General features: G+C 54.3%; 11 protein-coding genes. 5 read left to right on the forward strand and 6 right to left on the reverse strand.

The window, feature by feature from the left end; genetic code table 11:
- Positions 1-4: 4 nt before the first annotated feature.
- Together SH573x_RS02545 and SH573x_RS02550 are read left to right on the forward strand one after the other, a co-directional pair.
- Positions 5-3346: a protein kinase domain-containing protein gene (locus tag SH573x_RS02545; protein ID WP_479352724.1), complete on the forward strand. Its 3342-nt coding sequence runs from the start codon at positions 5-7 to the stop codon at positions 3344-3346.
- Between the two features lie 120 nt (positions 3347-3466).
- Positions 3467-4852, forward strand: a complete 1386-nt coding sequence (locus SH573x_RS02550) for a dockerin type I domain-containing protein (protein ID WP_479352726.1) — start codon at positions 3467-3469, stop codon at positions 4850-4852.
- 206 nt (positions 4853-5058) lie between these two features.
- On the opposite strand, the gene SH573x_RS02555 is transcribed toward SH573x_RS02550, so the two are convergent.
- Positions 5059-6090 (reverse strand): hypothetical protein, encoded by a 1032-nt coding sequence (locus tag SH573x_RS02555; RefSeq protein WP_479352728.1) that lies wholly within the window; start codon positions 6088-6090, stop codon positions 5059-5061.
- 356 nt (positions 6091-6446) lie between these two features.
- Here SH573x_RS02555 and SH573x_RS02560 point away from each other — a divergent pair, with 356 nt between their 5' ends.
- Positions 6447-7397, forward strand: a complete 951-nt coding sequence (locus tag SH573x_RS02560; RefSeq protein WP_479352729.1) for a nucleoside hydrolase — start codon at positions 6447-6449, stop codon at positions 7395-7397.
- A gap of 847 nt (positions 7398-8244) precedes the next feature.
- On the opposite strand, the gene SH573x_RS02565 is transcribed toward SH573x_RS02560, so the two are convergent.
- The 5 genes from SH573x_RS02565 to SH573x_RS02585 form a co-directional block, all read right to left on the reverse strand.
- Positions 8245-9825, reverse strand: a complete 1581-nt coding sequence (locus SH573x_RS02565; protein WP_479352730.1) for a DUF1559 family PulG-like putative transporter — start codon at positions 9823-9825, stop codon at positions 8245-8247.
- Positions 9826-9857: 32 nt separating this feature from the next.
- Complete coding sequence (locus tag SH573x_RS02570; protein WP_479352732.1) at positions 9858-11411, reverse strand: hypothetical protein; 1554 nt, start codon at positions 11409-11411, stop codon at positions 9858-9860.
- Between the two features lie 54 nt (positions 11412-11465).
- Positions 11466-12176: a hypothetical protein gene (locus tag SH573x_RS02575; RefSeq protein WP_479352734.1), complete on the reverse strand. Its 711-nt coding sequence runs from the start codon at positions 12174-12176 to the stop codon at positions 11466-11468.
- Between the two features lie 31 nt (positions 12177-12207).
- Positions 12208-12699 (reverse strand): RNA polymerase sigma factor, encoded by a 492-nt coding sequence (locus tag SH573x_RS02580; RefSeq protein ID WP_479352735.1) that lies wholly within the window; start codon positions 12697-12699, stop codon positions 12208-12210.
- Positions 12700-13139: 440 nt separating this feature from the next.
- Positions 13140-16811, reverse strand: a complete 3672-nt coding sequence (locus SH573x_RS02585; protein ID WP_479352736.1) for a S8 family serine peptidase — start codon at positions 16809-16811, stop codon at positions 13140-13142.
- A gap of 329 nt (positions 16812-17140) precedes the next feature.
- Here SH573x_RS02585 and SH573x_RS02590 point away from each other — a divergent pair, with 329 nt between their 5' ends.
- Positions 17141-18136: a DUF1559 domain-containing protein gene (locus SH573x_RS02590; protein ID WP_479352738.1), complete on the forward strand. Its 996-nt coding sequence runs from the start codon at positions 17141-17143 to the stop codon at positions 18134-18136.
- A 349-nt stretch (positions 18137-18485) separates the two neighbouring features.
- Complete coding sequence (locus SH573x_RS02595; RefSeq protein ID WP_479352740.1) at positions 18486-19409, forward strand: hypothetical protein; 924 nt, start codon at positions 18486-18488, stop codon at positions 19407-19409.
- Positions 19410-19423 lie beyond the last annotated feature (14 nt).

Here is a 19423-nt window from a genome sequence, read left to right on the forward strand (position 1 = left end):
TAGCATGAATTCCGATGGATCACCGGGCAGCTCTGATCTGTGTCCTACGACTCGGCAGTTGCGTCAATGGTTAGATGGTGTGGAGGAGCTGGACTCTACAGTTGTATTGCACGTACAAAACTGTAGCCGGTGTGCACAATCTTTGGCTGCTTTGAGCGACGATGATGAACTGCAGTTACTGGCTGAAGGCGTCCGCGCCAAATCAGCGGCTGTGTACTCGAGCGAACCTGAATTCGAGCGGCTGCGCTCTAGGTTGAACCAGTGGCCCGTCGATCCGGCCAGCCCGACCGACAAGGTTATCAGCACCGACCCGCCTACGACCCAACGAGAACAGGTGCAGCCGACTGCGGTCGATGCGTTCGCGCGAGACGTACTCTCCATTGACGGCTTGCAGCGGCGTTTGCCCGCGGATCGATTCGTAGTCGATCGTTTACTGGCCACAGGCGGTTCAGGATCGGTTTACCTGGCTTACGATCAGCGTTTGCAGCGCGAAGTGGCGATCAAAGTCCTCTCGAGAGATTCACAACGCGACCGACAACGTTTCTTGCGTGAAGCTCGCTTATTGGCAGAGCTTGAGCATCCCAATATTGTGCGGATATTCGACTTCGGCACATTGGCGAGCGATAACCCTCAATTGTACCTGGTTATGGAGTACGTCTCGGGCGGGACGGCTAATTCGCTGCGGGTCGATCCATCCGTAGGCCGAAAGGCTGAGTTGCTGAGTGAACGCAGCGTGGACCCAAGAGCTATGAGTTACCAGCGACTGGCAACTCTGGTGGCTACTGCAGCGGATGGATTGGCGGCGGCTCATGCGCGGTCGCTGGTGCATCGCGATGTCAAGCCTGGCAACTTGCTGCTTGCGTTCGATTGGTCTTGCATCAAGGTCGCCGATTTCGGCTTGGCCAGGCAGACCGATGTGGATGCAACTCAGGTTACGCGCACCGGTGACCTGCTGGGCACGCCGGATTTCATGAGCCCAGAGCAAGTGACCGCCGATGCGTGTCTTACGCCTGCCAGTGACATTTATTCGCTAGGCGCTACTCTCTATCAACTACTGACCAGCGTCGCCCCGTATCGCGGTGGAGCGGCGGCAGTACTCAGGCAAATTGTTGAAAGCTCACCGGTACCACCTCGACTGATTGCGCCTGCGATTCCCCCTGATTTGGAAACCATTTGTTTGCATGCGATGCGATCGGAACCGGCCGCGCGATACGCATCTATGCAACAGTTTGCCGAAGATCTGCGAGCCTTTGCCAGTGGGCAAGCCATTCACGCACGCCCGATGTCTGCTGCTGGCAAAGCGTGGCGTTTTTTGCGTCGCAATCCATCTTTCACGGCCATGTTGACTGCTTGCGTAGGACTGGTCGCTTTGTTGATGGTCGGCAGCACTGCGGCGGCGGTCATCTTTCGCGAACAGAACCTGCAGTTGTCAACTGCTGTGGCCAGCGAAGCGGCAGCCAAACGTTCGGCCGAAGACGCACTGAAGGCATCCATCGAGGCCGCCGATGAACTTCTATTGGCCGTTACGACTGAAACGGAGTTTCTGCCGCGGGCACCTGGATCGCAAGAGGTTACGCGCAAATTGTTGGAACGCGCGCGGGATTACTTCCGTAGCTTTCTGGACGCTAATACGGGCAATCCCACGCTGACTTACCAACTAGCGCGAGCGCATGCGGGACTGGGCGCAGTCGCCATGCGCGTGGGCGATACAGCCGCTCTCGAACGAGAAACCGAAGCCGCCCTGGCGCTGATTGATCTTATACCCGACAGCGAGATTTCGCCGGCTGAACGTGCTTCGCTGGTTGCCGATACATTAGTTGTCATGGCCAATCACTTGATCGAATCGGGCGAAGCCAAACGAGCTATTCCTATGTTGGAAGAGGCGACGGCTGCGTGCCGAAGTGTGATGGAATCGAATGCCCCGGCGGATGCTCGGCAAGCATCCGGCCCAAGCTCTATCGAACGTGAATTGCGAGCCAGCTTCGCTAGTTCCACTTTTGCCATGGCCAGTGCGTTTACGTGGGTAGGCAAACGCGATGATGCTCTGCCTTTATTGAAGGAGGCGCGAGATGCCTTTGCGGCATTGCGTAGGGACTATCCAGATCATCCCGCCTATCTACGCAGCGCCGCCGCTTGCGACATGACGCTAGCCACGATTGCTCTGGATCTGAATCAAGCCGCCGACAGCAAGCAACATCTCAGCCATGCGTTAGAGTTACTCAACCAGGTACAAGAAGACGACGCTATCTCGCTCCGCATTCGAGAATTAAAGATTAAGGTCTTGACCAATCTGGCGCTAGCGGAACGCCGCATGGGTAACAACGTTGGAGCCAAAGCCAACTATGAGGCCGCTATTGCCCAGACGCAGCGATTGATTGAATTGGAACCAGGTGTGCCCAGTCATCAATGGAATCTGGTCGTGGCAGCTCTGAACTCTGGTGGTCCAGAATTGGAGCTGGGCAACCAGGGGCCGTTGGTTGAGCGATGGCAAGCCACTGTGCCAGTGCTCGATAAGTTGATCGCTGGCGACCCAGCCAATCGGAGGTACCAGCAAGTGAAGGCCATGCTGCAGAGCAATATCGCTATCGTCTTGAGAGATATGGGCAAACTAACTGAAGCCATCGAGCCCCTGCAGGCTGCGACCGAAACGTTGCGTATCCAAGCTGAGCAATTGGACTATTCGTCCGAAGCATATCTGCCGGTCGCCCTCAATCACTATGAACTGGCTTCGACCTTCATTCAACTCAAGCGCTGGCCAGAAGCCTTACAGGCACTTGATGCCAGCGATGCAATTGTCCATCAAATATTAGAGAAAGACGCTGCCTTCACGCCTGCGCGCGGGCACTTGCTCGATAGTATGCATGCGCGCCTGGAACTGCTGACGCAACAAACCGATAGTGACCTGGACCTTAGAAAACAGCTGGCACAACAGAGTCTTGAATTGGCTCGCCAGTTAGCCGCTGGCCAATCCGAGGTGGCCGAATATCAAGTCGAAGTCCCACGCGCGCTCAATGATTACGCCCGTACATTCTTGGATGCTCAGCAGTATCCGCTCGCTCTGGAGACTGCACGAGAGGCACGTACCCTGCTGGAAGCCATGGAAGCTGAGCGGGCTAAACAAGCGGACCCGGGTGACGCGTTACCCGATCTGCCTTTGGGCATGAAAAACGCGTTACTGATCGAGGCCAGTGCCATGGTCGGTTCAGATATTCAGGATATTCAGGCACTGGACCCTGCCGTTAAAGTTGCCGTCCGCCAGCTGCTTGAGCGCGCCAAAAAACTGGGCGCTGCCGACGGTGAACTCGCCGCGTTCAGTCCCATTATGGAAGACAAACCAGAGAATTGATCGGTTATTTTCATGGGCGATCTGCAAGATTGAGGCTCCAGTCGGGTAACACAGACATCCAGCCAACTGAACGGCCTGGTTGCTCTATCCCCGTCTCCAACCTTTGATTGCAGCGATACGATGAATTCCCGTGGTTCGCAGTGGCACTCTTCGAAGCGGCACCTATCGCAAGAGGCACTGGAGTTGAGATGCGTGATGGCTGCGCAGGCCTTTCTACCGTTTGGCTGGCACGTGAAAGACGTGGCCATCAATCCTGCGTTGGCCTCTAGCGTTCAGTCCACGGCGACTGATCAGTATCGACAGTTTTCGATCGTGTCCGATAACGAGATTAAGACCACAGGTGTGCATCCGCAAGGCCATTCGCTGGGCACGGCTTCACAGTCGCTGACCTTGCCAGTGGGGGCCGTCGATGCGGTGCTGGAGAAAGCCTTCGATGCGGATACTGGGATAGGTTTCGCGTCGTTTGAAGAAGGCGTTACCCACGCGATTCTCTGGCTGAATCCTGACCTGCCAATATCGCTTGGGAACGTGGTACCGTTGGACGGATATCAACATTCGGATGGTTCCGTGGTGGTTGCCTACGAATCCAATCAGTTGATTCAGGTGGTTCGTTTTGGATTGGACGGCGCCCAATTGAACTCGGTTAGTTTGAATGGCGAGATTTACAGCAATGCTGCAGTGACGGTGGATGGCCTGGTTATTATGGGGGCGGAGAACGAGGTGCCTGTGGCTGCCAGGCTGGATCAAGAACTGGTGGTTACTGAAACTTCTTTGACTATGCCGACAGATTCTACGTTTGCGGCACCCGTGGGGCTGAGCCGGCTGGCGAGCCAAGACTATTACACCGGCACGACCATCGACGCTGCGGGACAATCGCGTATCGTTTTGTGGAATATGCAGGGCAACCTCGTACCGCAGGATGGTTTCGAAAATTTGGTGGCGCTGAAAGCTTCTGGGTACGCGATGTTGGTCGATACCGATCTTGGGAACGCTGTAATCATTCGTGATCCGGCACTGGCCAGTCTTTTAGGCATCGAAGTCGACGTTCCGGTTCTCGCATCAGAACTGGCGATTCTACAGAATCAGAGCTTCACCAGCCCGACCTTCACGGATCTGATCGAGCGTGATGGAGAATTATATTTGGGAGTAGCGGCCATGGATTCCAGCGGCTCGCTGACCTATGGCATGATCGTAGCAACGCCCGATCTGTTTCCCTCACCCTGGCACAACTATCGCAACCCTCTAGATGTCAACGTTAGCGGTCAAGTCACACCCATCGATGCCCTCCTGGTCATCAACGAGCTGAACAGCGGTGGCGCTCGAACGCTGAGCGCCCTTGAACTAGAATCCCCGTACAAGTGGGACGTCAATCAAGATGGAGTCGTGGCGGCGCTAGATGTCTTACTCATCATCAATTATTTGAACACAGCATCACCCACCGGTGAAAGCGCCCAGTTACCAGCGCCGCTCGAACAGTTTGAAACGAAGCGGATTTCGTGGCGCTAAGTTGGGTTCCTAATCGTTTACCCCGTAGCCGAAGGCTAGGCAATCGCAGGAGTGCACGTGCAGTGGCCAGTCTTGTTGTTAAGCACGCAGACGCTTAGGTAAACGCAGGCTTGGGTTAGAGGGTGCGCCTAGCCTGGCGGCTACGGGTTAAACGAAGATGCTTAGGTAAACGCAGGCCAGGCACGTGAAGGAGTTAATAGCCCAGGTCATTCGAGTTTGGCCCATTCTAACTCCAGTCGAGCGTCGATCTTCTTGAGGTCAGGAAAATCGAGTCGTAGTTGATAGCTCACCGGCTGTGGTGAACTGCGGTCGATGAACACGGCCTCGGGCCACGCGTTCTCATACTGCAATAGCACCTGTGTTGCGATTAACCATCGCATGGCGCCTGAGTAATCACGGGCTTGACCTCGGCTATCGATCAACTTAAGGGGCTGGTCGAGCTGATCTTGATGTGTCCAATAGTACTCGCCACCAGCAGCCGTGGGACGATAGATCATAGCTCCATACCCATCTCCTGCTTCGACAAACAACATCACACTCGATCGATAGATCTCTTTGGTGGCTGCGGAAAGCGAAGCGAACTCTGAGGCCGGGGATTCCCAGACCGAAAGCATCTGCTTGTCGGATCGATCTAATTGGTCAAGTGACACACAAAAGGAGTCGGCCAGAGACCACGTTCCGTAGTCTTGCATCATCTGCTTGTGCTCTGGGGGCAGATCAAGCTTCAGTTTCTGTTCCATGGCTTTGATTTGGGCAGGCATAGCTGGTTCGCTTTGTTCGATCCACTCCGACGGAGCTATTTGAGGATCTGGGTATTGGCTTTCGATTTTTCCCAAAGCAGCGACAAACTTCTGCATGCGTTTGCCCCAAGATTCCTGGGATCGCAACGTCTGCATCGCTTTTGTTAGATCGACGACCGATCGAGTCGATTTGCCGGCCGACTTTTGTTTCCCCTCGCTGTAATGTGTCCAGTCCATGGCGCCATCGATCGTGATATCTTTCAGGCCAGCAGGCAGTCGGACTTGATCAGATGTTAACCACTTGTCGGTGCCTTTGAACGCAAAAGTAGTAGTTGCGTCACTCGACCAGCGCACGTTTACCTGACCACGATAATCTTCACGATCAAACGAAGTAACGACCGCGATGGACTCCGCTGACTGCGACATGCCTGACTCCGTACTGACGAGTGTAAGTAAGCCACTGACAGTGGCGACTGCCAGCAAATGTTGAAATCTCATGTTCTGACTCGTCCCTTGGGAGCTGCTGAATGCCTGATGGTGCTTGGACCGCTAGCAGTCCAATGCCGCCAGCAGTCCATAACGAAACAAAAATTTCGCCTAGCCTTGATCGTTTAACCCGTAGCCGAAGGCGAGGCAAACGAAGGAGCACACGTGCAGTGGTCAGTCTTGTCGTTAAGCACGCAGATGCTCACGTATATGCAGGCTTGGGTTAGAGGGTGCGCCTCGCCTGGCGGCTACGGGTTAAACGAGATGCTTAGGTAAACGCAGACTTGGGTTACGGCCGCAGCTAGCTTAGAATGCCACGATCGTTTGTCTCGCGTCGCTACCACAAGCTATTGAATACAATATTGACGATGCCCATCCATCTTATCCGCGCGATGCTCATAATCCTGGCTGTGGCCCACTGCTCGCTTAGCTATGGCCAAGAGCGCCGGAGACTTATTGTCGATGCTGACACGGCGAATGAAATCGACGATCTTTATGCCATCGTTCGCGCTCTGGTGGCCCCGGAGTTCCGGGTGGTGGGAGTGACTTCAGCCCACTTTACGCGATCCACCGAAAGTAACGACTCGGTCCATAAAAGCCAAGCACTCAATGAGCAGCTGTTGGTGGCGATGAAACTGAAGGATCGGATTCCCCATCCAGTCGGCGCCGATCGTTCGATGTCTTCGCCCACAACACCGGTCGATTCTCCTGCGGCTCGTTTGATCATCCAGCAGGCGCATGCCGGTAGTCCTGAGGACAAGTTGCTGGTTGTCGCGCTAGGCGCCTGCACGAATCTGGCTTCAGCACTTGTGTTAGATCCTTCGATCCAGCCCAAGGTGACCTTTGCTTTTATAGATGGAGACTACAAAGATGGTCAATGGGGGCCTGGCATCTTTAACTGGCGCAATGACATTCACGCTGTTAAAGCTATTTTCGAATCTCAAGTTGAATATATACACATGCCGGCCCGTTCGGTGAGCATCGACATGAAACTCGGTAAGTCCGAAGTTGATGAAAAGCTCAAAGGCAAAGGCGGGGTGTGGGATCTGCTTGTAAATCGCTGGGAGACGTTCCCTCGAACTGCCAAGAGTCAATCCAAAGTTATGTGGGATATCGCCTTAATCGAAGCCTTGCTGCGTCCCGAGTTGGCTACACCGGTGTTCGTCGGCGCTCCGATCATTCACGCCGCCGACCACGTCGAGCAATATCCCGATAATCCGCGTAAGGTCCAAGTCTTCAAATCCATCGATGCCGAAGGTATGCGGCTCGACTTCTGGCGAGCGCTAGAAGCCGCTACGACCCAATCGTTTAACCCGTAGCCGAAGGCTAGGCAATCGCAGGAGTGCACGTGCAGTGGTCAGTCTTGTTGTTGAGCACGTAGATGCTCAGATAAACGCAGGCATGGGTTAGCGGGTGCGCCTCGCCTGGCGGCTACGGAATCGCAGGAGTGCACGTGCAGTGGTCAGTCTTCTTGTTAAGCATGCAGATGCTCAGGTAAACGCAGGCTTGGGTTAGCGGGTTCGCCTCGCCTGGCGGCTGCGGGTTAAACGAAGATGCATCGTTTAACCCGTAGCCGAAGGCTAGGCAATCGCAGGAGTGCACGTGCAGTGGTCAGTCTTCTTGTTAAGCATGCAGATGCTCAGGTAAACGCAGACATGGGTTAGCGGGTGCGCCTCGCCTGGCGGCTACGGGTTAAACGAGATGCATCGTTTAACCCGTAGCCGAAGGCTAGGCAATCGCAGGAGTGCACGTGCAGTGGTCAGTCTTCTTGTTAAGCACGCAGATGCTTAGGTAAACGCAGGCTTGGGTTAGAGGGTTCGCCTCGCCTGGCGGCTACGGGTTAAACGAGATGTATCGTTTAACCCGTAGCCGAAGGCTAGGCAATCGCAGGAGTGCACGTGCAGGGGTGAGTCATGTGGTTAAGCACGCAGATGCTCAGGTAAACGCAGGCTTGGGTTAGAGGGTGCGCCTCGCCTGGCGGCTACGGGTTAAACGAGATGCATCGTTTAACCCGTAGCCGAAGGCTAGGCAATCGCAGGAGTGCACGTGCAGTGGTCAGTCTTTTTTTTAAGCATGCAGATGCTCAGGTAAACGCAGGCTTGGGTTAGAGGGTGCGCCTCGCCTGGCGGCTACGGGTTAAACGAGCTGCTCAGGTAGATTCAGCGACTATGGCAATTGGATGGCCTGACCGTCGTTCATTTGAAACAGATGGACAAGCGTTTCTTTAGGCAAGTTGCCCGGTAGCAGCACCACCGAGCCATCGCCCATCGCGCATAAAAATTGACCGTCAGGGCCGATGGCCAAACCGTCGGCTGGGTTGGCGACGGGAAAGTCATAGTCCAAGGGGGCTGTCCAAGGTACCGCTCGCTCGGCTTTGACTTCCACGAAGAAGACGGTGTTGCTAAGTCCATCCTGGACATTGCCAAACTCGACGACCTTATTACCACCAAAGATCGTACCCTCACCAGTGGGCGCTACAATGGTCGTAAAGCCTCGACGAGCCGCAGGGGCCAGGGTGGGCAACGGAAAACCAGCGTAAATATCGGGCATCTTCTCGAGCAGTTTCAAGTTGTGCTCGCTGTTCCACGGCTCGTCCAATTTGAATTCCGAATAAAGCTTCCCTTCATCAAGGTAAGGCAAAATATGAACACGCCAACTGAAGTTGCTCGTACCATCTTGTCGCCGCGCAGCTTTATTGGGCGGCAGTACCTTATTGGCACTTTCGTAGTTGTGTAGCGCGAGCGCCAACTGTCTGAAGTTCTTCTGCTTTTCGCGCGAGTTCAATGGGTCAAGGATAGAACTGAGCAGACCCATAACTACGCTCGTTGAAACATCGAGCTGTCGCGAATTCGAAAATTTAACTTCAATACGGTCTTGGTTGATGACTGGTGGATCAACTTGAAAAGATTCCAAGGCTGCCTTGTACCGCTGTAGCAACTCGCTCTCTTTGGCAACCTTGATCAGCTTGGGCAGCTCAGCCATCAAACGTTGCGCGGCTTCGGACGATTTTGACTGAATGACAATTTTTAAGCTCATACTGGCTGGGTCAAATCCAAGGGCGGACCACTGAATGCCTTCTGTAATCGTAGTCATAGGAGTGCCACCCCAACGATCCGGCAAGCGTGGCATCAATTCTTCATAGGTCGATCGAAGATACGCGGGCGGAACCAGCAGTATTCGCAGCGGAGCATCCTTCACCGTGTCCATAGCCGGTTCCCACGATTCTGGACTACTGGCCAATAGCTCGCGACTGACCAGCAGCTTGTTGGATTCGGATAACACGCCGGCGGCAGCCGTCGCAATATACTTGCCCTGGACTTCCACGGGACTAAACCGATATGCCGCCAGGTTCTCATTCAACGTGGCCAGGTCGAGCGACTCTGGTTTCTTGGCGATGAACCGGAGCGGTACCTGGGCGGCGGTGAAGGGAACGTCGACCATCAGCGTCAGTCGCTCATTGGCAAGCGGCGCCAAGGTAGCTTTCAGGGTAGATAGCCAATTGACCAGCGGCCGCGAAGCTTCGTCTTCCGCGATGGCAGCTTGGATATTCGCAGGCAAATTCATACGCTGCATATCAACCTGGGCGACTACTAACGTAGTCGGATTGGAGAAGAGGGTGATAGCTTCGTTGCCCTCCGTCGCACTGGTGGTGACTTGGGCCATTACCGAACTGACGCTCGGGCCAGTTACAAAGAGTACGCACAGCGCCAGTAGATGGCGAACGGGCTGGAGCATGGCAAAGGACATGATGAAGGACCTGTATCGAAGTGGAGTGGTGGCTACTTGGCGAAGCGCAGTTGGAAGCGGTATTGGATGTAAGGCAAGGGTTGACCGCTCAGCAGAGCCTGGTCGCCGCTCAGTTCGTATTGGAAGGGCTTACCGGTGTAAGGATCGTTGGGTACCGGATAGGGCAGATCAGCCAAAGTAGGTGGCAGCTTGCCAGCGTTCAGGGCTCCATACATGCGAATGGCTTCGATCGTTTGTATCAAGCCGCTCAACTGTTGAACGCGCATTTGGGCAGCGTGAATACTCTGGATGCTCGACAGAAGTTCCGTGGACGGCAAAGTGACCCAGCCCACTCGTTGGCTCCTGGCAGCCTGCGTCTCACTCAGGCGCTTGTACTCGGGATTCTGTAGGATCTGGTCGAAGGGCAAGTTGAACCACTTGAACGTATCGTCGACTAATTGTTGATTGAACAGCTTCATCGCCAGGAACACAACTTGTGCAGTCGGATAGGCATCAACCTTAGCCTGATCGATTTGACACTCTTCGATCAGAAAGCGTTTGGCTCCTGGATAAGCAGCGGCAATCGAGGTGACAAAAGCAGCTCGCTCGGCTTGAGGATCATTGCCGATCCATTTGGATTGCAGCCCTCTCTGGAGATCCAGAGTTTTTATCTGTGGCCAGATGCGATCGACGAAGTCTTGCCAATAACCTGCTGGGCGCAGTGTCTCATCTACGTCCTGCAAGGCTTTGAGTTGCATGACCAAAAAATTGCGCTCCATTGGCAGCGCGCGACTCATGTCAATCAAGGGTGCTGGCAAAGATGCCAGTGCCCAATATAGATTGGGTGCGTCTGGTTCTTGTAGCAAGTAAAGCATGTCTCGCGACGCGATTTGGGACACTGCTGCTCCCACCAAATTGGAAACGACGAATTCATCGGCCCCCAAATGCCGAGCCATGGTGAATTGTTGTTGCAATATAGTGACAGCGTCGGCGATCCGATGTTCGGCTATAGCCACGCGGTAACGCATGCTTTGCAGGCGAGCCAGTTCGCGGATGGCTTGAATTTCGGGCAACAGATAAGCGATCGGGCTTTCAACTTGGCGGATATTGCGATCGAGTGAGAATTCAGTTCGTAATGTGGCTTCGGCAAGTAGTGGCGTTTGAAACGCGGTATAGCTCAAATACTCCTTCACTTCGGCCAGCGGCAATTCCTGGGGAGTCATGTCTTCCCAAGAGTAGGGAGGCTGTTTGTCAACTGTGGTGCCTTGTGCATTGGCCAGTTCTCGATTCTTATCGCGGTACTCTTGCAGCTTCTTGGTTGATGATGTCTGCTCGAGAAATGCCATCGCTTTCAAGTAGTAGATGGCCGAGTTGCCCGGTTGTAGATCAAAAGCATCGGGTATCAAACGGTGTTTCAGCGCAGGCTTGGGCTCGGCAGCCCCCTGCAATGTCATCTCCGCTGTAAACATCAGCGTCGTTGCCGTGCGTTGGAGTTTCCAAGGACCTTCGCGCTCCGGTTCGTCGCCATGGGCCAAAACGTGTGGCAGGAGAACTGCGATGGTCGTTGCCGATAGTGAAAGTACAAAACGTTTGAGATTGAATTTCATGGTAGTAACCTGGATGCCGATCGTGGCGAGAAAATTGGAGTAACGAGCGGAGGCTCAGTAAACTTCCATATCTGTTTCCTTCAAGTACTGCTGCATAAGCTGCTGGCGATTACTGATCGAAGTCGCGGGATGTGGCGCGCCAGAAGTTGCCTGCGCGGATGAACTCGTGGACTGGTCATGGTGACTGGTGGACGCTGGGTGAGGCACGCTACTACCAAGTGCTTGGGCTGGCGAGGTTCGAATCGTTGTCAAACGTACGGTTGAAGTGGCAGGCGGCAGACTGCGCACGCCGAACGGCTCTTCGAACTGCCAGGGAGATACGTTCAAATCAAGCGGTGCAATCGCTAGCCTGTCGTCTTCAAGTTGCATCAGATCAGCGATCGTTGGATCGTGGGCTACTGAGTCCTGCGTTGTTTCCGTGGCTACGGGCTGCGTAGATGGCTGGACGCTAGGGTTGGGAGGATCACTTGGGATGCTCGCGATGTCGCTTGATGACATTGACCACAAGATGCCACCCCCACCAACCAATGCGCCCAGCAGCCAAGAAGCAGCTACGGCTAGGGTCATTTGCTTGGCAGTAAATCCCGAACGCGTTAGGGCTGGTGCCAAGTGCACTGTCGGCCGATCTACACCTTGAGCCATAATCTGATCCCAGTTCAACTCAGGCGTTCTGGGACGAAAAGACCGCAGCAGCGCTTCGATGTCAGTTTGTTGACGGTCGTCGAGCGGCTGATCATGTTCCGATGGATCTAATGACTCTTTCATTTTGTAACTCGAGTTAACGTTTCTTGACTAGTCAGCGCTTCTTGGCCAGGCCGTTCAATCTCAGTTCCAGTTGCTTGAGTGTTTGTTGGTAGCGTCGATGTACCGTACTGGTCGAGCTTTCGACAAGCTCGGCGATCTGCTCAAACGTCAAGCCGCCCCAGATTCTGGCAACGACAATCTCGCGATCGAGGGGCTCGAGTTCGTCCAGCAGCACTTCTATTTCGCTGGACTGCACCGAGTCAACCGGATCGCACTGGAACCAGGCATCGCGCAATTCGGAGGCGAGTCGTTGATACCGTTCGCGCCGTCGTTGGGACCTGGCTAAGTTGATCGCCTTGTAACGCACGGCTTGGAACAGCCACCCCACTGGGTCGGGCGGAGCCACCCCCAATTGTGACAGATCAATGAGCGCTTCCTGTAACGCATCATCAGGACACAAGCACCATTGCCGAGCGTACAGCACCAAGGCCGAGCCATGCGACTCGACCAAATCCTGTAGTTGTCGTGCAGCAAGAGAGTTCACGCTGTTATGTGCTCTGGCACTGGGGCGAAAATACGTCGAAAGTGGCGATGCTCTGCTATTGAGTCACCGCTCGAAGAAGTTCATCCCATGATAGCCGGAAGAATTTCTGAGAATGCTTCAATCTAAGCCGACGGCGTTAGCCGCGGTTGCCCACTAAGCCGACGGCGTTAGCCGCGGTTGCACAACGCTTGAGTAGGAACCGGGGCTAACGCCGACCGCTTAGTTGGCATCCAAAATCGCCCAGCGCACCTTCCTCGACGCTGTTCTGCCTGCCAAATAAACCGCCAAGGCCGACCGGATGAGACATTGCCCGGATTTGTGCGGACACTGACGTCCATATGGACGGACATTTAAGTACGTCGAGGTCTCCAAAGAAGAGATTGGGACAGAACGCATGGCGAATTCATGCGCCCTGTCTCCTTTTTTTACTCCATCGAGAACTACTCCATCCAATTTACCTTGCCGCTGAGCTTGGCAAACTCGGAGAACACGGCATCAATGTCCTTAGGCGTTGACTTCGTAGATGGCAGGTTGGTGCTACTGGAGGAGTTCGCCAGGTTGTTGGCTGCGCCGGTTGCAGCCGAACGGCTAACCAGCGATCGGGCGGTGGTCGTCACGACTATAGGCTGCTGGACAGCCGCGTCTTGACGCGTTGATGCACCCCCACTGCTAAAGTCACTATTGCTCAAGCCGATGAAAGGCGTAGCTAGCGCGGACTTGGCTCGCGTGATCAGTGCCGGACGCAGAGCAACTCGGCCTTCATCGGCCGAGCCTGCCACGGGAATGGTGATGTTTCTCAAGCTGAGCCCAGCATTGACGCTGGCGCGAATGGCGACGCCATCGGAGTTCAACACGAAGCGGTTCTTGTCGACATCGCGTGGATTATCAACTGCGGCCAGACCACCGATCGGGTTGACCAGGGCCAGATCTGCGTTACTGACAAAGAACGAGTTGGCTACGGTTGTGGAGCCATCCAGTTCGCCCTGCAGGTGACCAAGGTAATAGACTTGTGTTTCGGCCAAGCCGGTGTTGCTCGAATTGAGCACTTGTACCTGCAGCCAGCGATTGGAAATGGCATTGTTGGCCCATTCCAAACGTACGCGCGCGGGCGTGGTCGGCGTGGCTGGCGTTACAAAGATGCCTGTAGGTGCTGGCGCGGTCGCCCAACTGCTCGGTGGATTGGTCGCGGTATCGAATAAACCCTGCGGGCTCATGCGAAACACGAAGTCACCTGCCGTCAGCGTGCTACCGGGCATGCGAGCAATATCCAGCACCAAGCCATTGATACCGAAGGTGGTATTGAGCAGATTTGTATAACTCAGCGTTTGTGCAGTAGCTCCAGAATGAGCCAGGTCCTTGGAAGAATCCAAGGCAGAGCCAACTCCGAGGGCGGCGAAGGGCGTGCCCTTGTAGAATACATTGGTATCAGCCACTTCGACCACCGCTGTCATGGTGATGGTCAGTGGCACATCAGCCGATAGCGTTCCATCACTGACACTGGCCGTCAAGTTATATGTTGGAGTCAGCACTGCGTTGAAATTGGCCGTCGGCGAAACAGTTACCGCACCGGTGGTTGGATTGATAATAAAGTTATCGCTACCAGTACCGCTGAGGCTGTAGGTGAGCACATCGCCCAGATTCGGATCGGTGGCCGTAACTGTGCCAACGGCTGCACCACTGTCCGCGGATTCGGCCAGAGAGAACGAATAACTTGCCTGATCAAAGGCAGGTACTACGTTGGGTGCTTTAGCAATCGAGATGTTGTCAAAGATGAATCCATCTGATCCGAGTGCAAAGTTGTCGAACTGCTGGAACTTGATGCGTACATCCGTGCCTAAAGTAATACCGGCCGTTAGTGCAAATTGACTCAGGTTGATCTGATGATTGGTCAGGGTGCCGGTCGATTCGGTGCCGGTTAAACTAAACAGACGAAACCAGTTCGTACCGTCAACGCTCAAGGCTACACCGTCGGTGAAGCTGGTGCCGGTGAACGTGGCGGGCATTGGATTGTCTTCATCGCCAGTTTCCGCTTGTTCAAAGTCGAGCTGGATATCGGGAACGCCAGTCGCATCAAAGTGCAGGATGGCCTCGTTCAGGCTGTTCTGGAAGCCGTTGAGGAACGTATCCATGACCATTTGAGTACCAACACCGGTTGCCGAAAACAACTGAACGCGACCGTTGCCGGTGCTCTTTACTTCCCAGCGTTGATCGAGAGCGGACTCAAAATCATCGGCCTGCGGCAGCGTCTGTGGCGTGATGGTGGGGAACACAGCGCGGAACGCATTGACCAGGCCCACGCCCGAAACGTTATCAAAACCAACTGGTCCGATATCGACAGCCGTTTGCATCATGCGCTCGTAGACTTGGGCGGGTGTGAAGCTCGGGTTCGCTTGACGGACCAATGCGCCTACTGCAGCAGCGTGTGGTGCAGCCGCAGATGTTCCGAAGAAGTTCGGGAATCCATCGCCTTCAAAATCGCCGCCGAAGAAGGTGGTGTTGGTGCCATCCAGCGCAGCCATGTCGGGTTTCGCGCGAATGCTCGCCGCTATCGGGCTGCCGCTGGTATCAAACAGAATCGTAGCTGGACCGGCAGAGGTGTAGCTTTCAGGAACATCTTGTTGGAAGTAAGGGGCGGCTCCAACCGACATCGAATTGACTGCTGCCGAGTGAGGAATCACGGTGGGGCTGTTGGTGTCGTATTCAATGGGGTTGATTGGGCCGGAATTGTTCGCGCCATAGTTCACCCATTTCAGTCGCGTTGGTATCGGGCCTGAGAAGGCGTCAGCAATGAGCTCGTACGTGCGCGTAGCTCCCGTCGTGTTGGTGAATCCAAAAATCTCAAATGGCTCATCGGTGGCGGTATTATCCGCGTTTGAGAAAGTTACCAGTTGATTTGTTGCCTGATCGACCAAGTACCAATCCAAGTCATTGGGCACGCTGGAGAAAAATGGCGAATCCCATTGCAATGTGAGGATGACGGTCTGTCCAGAGCCGATCGAAATCGATTGCCGAACGTCGGTTCCCGGGCCCGGGTCTAAGTCCATAGCACTACTGGCCGTAAAGTTACCGCCGCCGAAGTTGGCGATGCCGAAGGTGGTGGATGCCGTCGCAAATGGCCCGACTGCTTCATAGGCCTGATCAGCCAAGTTGCCGGCCAGCGAGAAATAGGCCACATCGGAATTTTGCACTACGTCATCGATGGCCTGGGCAATCAGCCCGTCCTGAAACATGGGCTCGGCAAAGTAGAACACGTCATCGGTGATCACGTCTGCGTTGAAGGTATTGGCTAGTGCGGTAATGTTGGCTGCGAAACCCGCTTGGCCGCCGATGAAGGCGCTGGCAAACCCGAGTGTGGCTGCCGGAGCTAAATCGTGCACCAATTGCAACATGGCCCGACCTTCGTCAATGCCACCCCCGCCTAGATCTTGGATCACCGTGACACCTTCGGCAGGCAAGTCGCCCGCGGCAGAGTCCCCTGCGGCTCCACCCAAGTTATTGAAGCTGTCGCTGAGCACACCGATGCGAATGCCTGCACCGTCGTAACCTGTGGGCAACGACTCACGAACTCGCTGCGTCTGCAAAACTATGTCGGCCTGGCTGGTTACCAAACCAACCCCCGTTTGCGGACGAAGGTTCGGCGCGATGCCCACACTCAATCCCTGCAACAAGTTATCCAGCTTGGGGATTTCGCTGATCGGTAGAAAACCATCGATCGAATTGTGCTCGAGATTGACGTATAGCGGCTCAAAATCAATTGCGCTGACACGCTCGAGCAAAACACCGACATCTTCACCTGAGAAGTGAACATCCAAACGCCCTTGATCGTCCCACATCAGCAAATCGAGCATCGAATTATCGCCCAGCTCGGTTGATTGCGGCACAGGGTTAACAAGTTGCGATAACACCGGTGCAACCTTCGTCTTGGCGAGGCTGATTTGTGCAGCACCGCTTTCGCCTTCGGCAACGAGGCTGGAGGCCGAGACCAGTGGGTTGCACTCCAAGTCCGCAGCCATCATCTGTCGGCTTTCCAAGAGCTCGAGGAGAAAGCGACGCTTCTTAAGAGTTGTAAAGCGATCAGAAGGATTTGTGCGGCGCAGGGAGGGTTTGGTCATAACAACACCATTAATCAAGAAAGGAGAATCGACCCATGACCCCAAAATCAATGAAGTGAGGTTAACTGTCACTGCAATGATTTGGAACCGGATCCAATAGAATTTGGTTAGGAGTGGCGGGTACGATTAGATAGGGGCTTAACGCTATTCGTTTTCAGCATCCCTTTATGCTACGTTTCACATCTCAAGTCAACCGGCGACCAGGAATTCGATCAAGATTTTAGTTCAGCGCAGCATAGATGATTTTTATCATGGGAAATTAACTCAGTCGGCATACAATTATTGAATGCATCAGTCAACTCAGGGCGCCTACCTATGAGGCAATTGAAATGCAAGAAGAGCCGTTTTTGAATCAGCCTGCTCGGCCCCTGGTGTTAGAGCACCCCACGTTTACACTGCGCAGTCTGTTTGTGGTCATTACTTGTATCGCTGCCATTCTAGGATTAGTGGTGCCCGCTGTACTGGGTGCGCGCGAAGCAGCTCGGCGCATGCAATGTACCAATAACTTGAAGCAACTAGCGCTGGCGGTGCATAACCATGAGGCCACTTACAAGCGGTTACCGCATTCGTTTGATACGCTGACCCAGCTAAGCTGGACAGTCATCCTACATCCTTACGTGGAACATTCATCGCTATACTCGCGCATCTCAAAGACCCCAGGTCCCTACTATGCGTTTGGCAAAAACGATCCTCATGGGTTGGAAAATCTACCTGTTTACCATTGTCCTTCTGCAGTGACTACCAAAATGGATGTGCAACCTCCCAGCGATGTGAGCTTGTTGGATTTGGTACCAGCCAACTCTGGTATCGCGCCGTTTACGATTCATTACTACGGTATTAGTGGAGCGAGTGGTCGATTGCCCGACGGCAGCGGCGAGTATCCAGCAGCCTCTCCGTTAAGCTTCGAAGGTGCGTCCGTGGCTGGTAATGGCGTCTTTCAATGGAATACCAAGGTGACGTTTCAGTCGATAGGAGATGGCCTCTCGAATACTTTGCTCTTCGGTGAAATGAGTTGGGCATCGGCCAAGTTTGGTACGCGCTATCGATCCTGGTTGCACGGCAGTACCGACGGTTCGTATGTGGCTGGTTGCCGCAACATCGCCCAAGCGATCAATTCGCACACAGGCGGTTCCGTCTTGAAGCCCTTCAGCAACATGCCCATGGGCAGTCAACATCCCGGAGGCGCTAACTTTGCATTTGCCGATGGGAGCGTTAGCTTTTTGGCTCAGGCAACGAACTTAGCGACTTATCAAGCCTTGGCCACGCGAGATTTCGTGCGCCAAGGCGAGAAGGTTTCGTTGCAGGGGCTGCAACGGTCACCGTAAGTCCTGCGTCGCGCTTGCACTGCGAACGAGCGGATGATTCCAGGGATGGTTCCAGGTTGTGTCCTAATCCCGAGTTGGACATTAAACGTGCGTAGCGTATTATTGGCCCACGATGCGAGCCCTCCGATATTCACTCTGTGCCCGCGCGCTGATATGAGAGGCTAGAACAGCCAACAACAGGTTAGAAAACGCAACCGAACGCAAAAAGTAGTTGCTATTTGGGCCGGGAGGTCGTTAGAGTGAAGCCGCTTATCCCGAGCTGAATGCGTCGATGTGCTTACTTCTGCCTCCACTGCAATGTTGTGCGCACCGCGACAAACCCACCCACCACCAACCCCTGGGAACAATCATGAGAGTCTTACTGAGCGATGTGTCTGTTGATGCTTCAAAGAATTTTCTGCGCGCATGCGCTTTGGCTCTGGTATTGATAGGCATGAGCCTGCCGGCGCTGGTTGCTGCTGAACCGATCAAGCACCGCCTGCTGTTTACAGAGTATGGCAAAGGTCCGAACCGGTTTGTTGAACTGGATGCCGATGGCAAACTAGTGTGGGAGTTTCAACCGCCGAGCATAACAGTCATATTCCACGTTTTGCCCAGTGGCAACATTCTGTTTGGATATGGCGGCCAGCCGACGGGCGTGCGAGAGATTACCGCGCGCGGAGAAACCGTTTTTGATTACGTGAGTAAGTCGAGCCAAGTATTTGGTTGCGAACGACTAGCTAACGGAAATACGCTGGTAGCGGAGCAGGGGCCATGCCAGGCAGTGGAAGTCAGTCCCAAAGGGGAGATCGTGCATGTCACACCCTTGCATACCAAGGTCGAAGGTTATCACCTGGAAGTTCGCAATGTTCATCAACTTGCTAACGGCAACATCCTGGCGGCTCACGAAGGTGAAGGTGCGGTACGTGAAGTCGATCGCAGTGGCCAGGTCGTGTGGGAATACACGGGTGTCACCAATACCGGCGACGCTCAGCGTCTGAAAAACGGTAACACCTTGATTGCATGTGGCACGCAGAAACGCATTATTGAAGTAACGCCTGACAAGCAGATCGTCTGGGAATTCACCGCCGACGATGCCCCTGAATTGAACGTTACCTGGGTCTCCAGTATCCAGCAACTCAAAAACGGCAATCTCTTGGTCGGCAATTTTCTACGTGGCCAAGAGGGCAAAGGCGCACATGCTTATGAAGTGACACGCGATAAAAAAATCGTCTGGAAGTGGACTGATCACAGCTTCGTCACATCGCTAACAACTGTGCGAGCCCTCGACTAAGTCGACCAAGAAAC

This window comes from Rania fehmarnensis (assembly GCF_056494185.1).

Bases quoted from the DNA above. Each gene is read 5' to 3' on its own strand.
- SH573x_RS02545 (WP_479352724.1), top strand. From the start codon at position 5: ATGAATTCCGATGGATCACCGGGCAGCTCTGATCTGTGTCCTACGACT.
- SH573x_RS02550 (WP_479352726.1), top strand. From the start codon at position 3,467: ATGAATTCCCGTGGTTCGCAGTGGCACTCTTCGAAGCGGCACCTATCG.
- SH573x_RS02555 (WP_479352728.1), bottom strand. From the start codon at position 6,090: ATGAGATTTCAACATTTGCTGGCAGTCGCCACTGTCAGTGGCTTACTT.
- SH573x_RS02560 (WP_479352729.1), top strand. From the start codon at position 6,447: ATGCCCATCCATCTTATCCGCGCGATGCTCATAATCCTGGCTGTGGCC.
- SH573x_RS02565 (WP_479352730.1), bottom strand. From the start codon at position 9,825: ATGTCCTTTGCCATGCTCCAGCCCGTTCGCCATCTACTGGCGCTGTGC.
- SH573x_RS02570 (WP_479352732.1), bottom strand. From the start codon at position 11,411: ATGAAATTCAATCTCAAACGTTTTGTACTTTCACTATCGGCAACGACC.
- SH573x_RS02575 (WP_479352734.1), bottom strand. From the start codon at position 12,176: ATGAAAGAGTCATTAGATCCATCGGAACATGATCAGCCGCTCGACGAC.
- SH573x_RS02585 (WP_479352736.1), bottom strand. From the start codon at position 16,811: ATGACCAAACCCTCCCTGCGCCGCACAAATCCTTCTGATCGCTTTACA.
- SH573x_RS02590 (WP_479352738.1), top strand. From the start codon at position 17,141: ATGCAAGAAGAGCCGTTTTTGAATCAGCCTGCTCGGCCCCTGGTGTTA.
- SH573x_RS02595 (WP_479352740.1), top strand. From the start codon at position 18,486: ATGAGAGTCTTACTGAGCGATGTGTCTGTTGATGCTTCAAAGAATTTT.